Consider the following 2,715-nt stretch of genomic DNA (forward strand, 5'->3'; position numbering starts at 1 on the left):
AATATAGTGGAAGGCAATAAAGAACAGGGGTAATAGTATGCGAGAGTATTACAAAATAGGCGAGATTAGTAAGATTTTCAATATAGAAATACCTACTCTGAGATATTATGATGAAATAGGAATATTTAAGCCTGAAAAGGTTGATAAAAAAACTGGATACAGGTATTATCACATCAGACAGTTTACTACAATATCGCAGATCATAACATACAGACAGCTCGACATACCCATTAAAACTCTTAAGGAAAAACTTTACAACAGCAATCCTGAAGGTATTCTTATGTTTATGGATGAAACACAAGACCAGTTGAGGGAACATATAAGGTCAATAGAAAAAAAGCTTAAAACTACGGAAGCTATGAAATCCATGGTAAGGGAAGCAATAATAAAGGAAGACGATTTTAAAATTGTAGAATCACCGGAGTTTTATCTATATACCTATGATATTGAAAACAAGATTAAAAATGTGGATATGTTGGATATAAAAGGTAAGTTGGAAAAACTTGAAGATGAATTTCTTGAATTAAGCAGATTTGTATTAATTGTTTCTGAGAAAAAATTCAACAGTGACATGTCAAGAACAATAATAAACAGAGGACTGGTGACAAAGGATAAATTTGATTTAAGTAATGAATATCTGGTTTTAAAAAGCAGGAAATGTCTTCACTGCTACATGGAATGCAAAGAAAGTGATTTTTCAATAAAATATGAAGAGCTTTATAAATATGCATTGAGGAATAATTTTAAAATAACGGACAGTATACTGGAAATAAGGGTGTTGACATATTATATTAATGATGAAAAAATAATTGTTAAGGAATTGTATTTTCCTATAGATTAATTATAACTTGACTCTCAAGTAACTTGATACTTTATAATGGAATTATATAATGAGTTGCTTAGGGAGTAAATATAATGAAGGATTTAACAAAAGGAAGCATATCGGGAAACTTAGTTGCATTTGCACTTCCCATGCTAATAGGAAATATATTTCAACAGCTTTACAATACTGTTGACGGAATAATAGTAGGGAAATTTATAGGAACTGAAGCGCAAGCTGCTGTAGGAGCATGCTTCCCTCTGATGTTCTTGCTGGTTTCTCTCATATTGGGTGTCACAATGGGGTCTACTGTACTGATTTCACAATATTATGGTGCAAACGACATGAAGAGTGTCAAGAAGGCAATAGATACAGCCTATGTTTTTCTTTTCTTATCAACAATCATTTTGACATTCGTAGGACTGGTTTTTAGCGACCAACTCTTAAGACTTATGCAGGTACCTCAAGATGTATTTTCTGATGCCAGGGTTTATTTGAAGATAATGTTTGCAGGAATGATAGCAATGTTCGGGTATAATTCGGTTAGTGCAATATTGAGAGGTCTTGGTGATTCAAAAACTCCAATGTATTTCCTGATAATATCAACTATAATAAATATAGTTCTTGACCTTGTGTTCATACTTATTCTGGAATGGGGTATAGCAGGAGTTGCTTGGTCTACAGTAATTGCACAGGGAATATCATTTATATGTGGAGTATATTTTCTAAACAGAAATCACGATGTATTCAAGCTTGACTTGAGAAACATTGTATTTGACAAGGATATTTTTATTACAAGTATAAAGATAGGTCTTCCAACAGGGGTGCAACAAATGCTTGTTGCACTTGGAATGATTGCTTTACAAGGTTTTGTAAATGGATTTGGAAAAACTGTAATGGCTGGATATTTTGCAGCAGGAAGGATAGATTCCTTTGTGGTTATGCCTGTTATGAGTATTAGCGCGGCTATATCAACATTTACGGGACAAAATCTAGGGGCTGGAAAGGATGATAGAGTGGCCAAAGGACTATGGGTATCATTGAAGATGTCTGCTGGTTTGTCACTAGTAATTGCTTTAGTTCTTACTGTTTTCAGTAAAAATCTTATGGGAATATTCACAACGGATATACATGTTATTGAAATAGGAAGCAGTTATCTAAGAATTGTTGCGCCTTTCTATTTTTTCATAAGTACTTCTTTCACTGTCACAGGACTTCTCAGAGGTGCAGGTGATACAATGGTGCCCATGATTATCTCATTAGTCACCTTGTGGCTTACGAGAATACCTTTTGCCTGGTTCTTTTCAGAAAGAATTGGATCAGACGGCATATGGTGGAGCATACCAGCTGGGTGGCTTCTTGGATTTGTACTGACCTTTGCCTATTACAAGACAGGTAAGTGGAAGAACAAGACTGACATTGGACAAAATAGAAAATCAAATAAAAAAGTTGGTGCAGCCAAAGCTATATGATATGAAAAGAATTCGTTTGATGCGGATTCTTTTTTATATTTCTTGTTACTTCAATGTTTTTTTATAGATCATTTTTCAATTATGTTTGTATCGAAGGCGCAAAATTTGGATTGTTGAGTGTTGCGAGACCTATTACAATCTTTAGAAATGAAGAAACAGGTGTGGGTTGCAACAACTGTAATAATAGTAGCTATGATAGCATTGACTGCAATCTTTGTATTAAAAAAGACATACTTTGGTAGATATATATATATGCAATAGGAGGAAAAGAAACTGATGGAGAAATAAGAATATGTTAAAAATACTGACTGGAATCCTCATTGAGGATTCCAGTTTTTTATTGGAAGATTGTTAATATAAAACGAATAATATACATATGTGTTTATAATATTCGTTAAAAAATAAACGAAATAAAATGTAATT

The 2,715-nt window shown here is 33.2% G+C and carries 2 protein-coding genes; both read left to right on the forward strand.

Translation table 11 applies throughout. From position 1 onward, the window contains the following. Positions 1-37: 37 nt before the first annotated feature. Positions 38-841 carry a MerR family transcriptional regulator gene (locus AC3AX0_RS08470; protein ID WP_487549863.1) on the forward strand — a complete coding sequence of 268 codons (804 nt, stop codon included), beginning with the start codon at positions 38-40 and terminating at the stop codon, positions 839-841. Between the two features lie 74 nt (positions 842-915). After that, on the forward strand, positions 916-2,292 hold the full coding sequence (locus tag AC3AX0_RS08475) for an MATE family efflux transporter (protein ID WP_487549864.1): 1,377 nt from the start codon (positions 916-918) through the stop codon (positions 2,290-2,292). The last annotated feature ends 423 nt before the right edge of the window (positions 2,293-2,715 follow it).

The organism is Dethiosulfatibacter sp. (assembly GCF_983023055.1).

What these genes read in the sequence shown, in the direction of transcription:
- AC3AX0_RS08475 (WP_487549864.1), top strand. Translation starts at nt 916, where the DNA reads ATGAAGGATTTAACAAAAGGAAGCATATCGGGAAACTTAGTTGCATTT.
- AC3AX0_RS08470 (WP_487549863.1), top strand. Translation starts at nt 38, where the DNA reads ATGCGAGAGTATTACAAAATAGGCGAGATTAGTAAGATTTTCAATATA.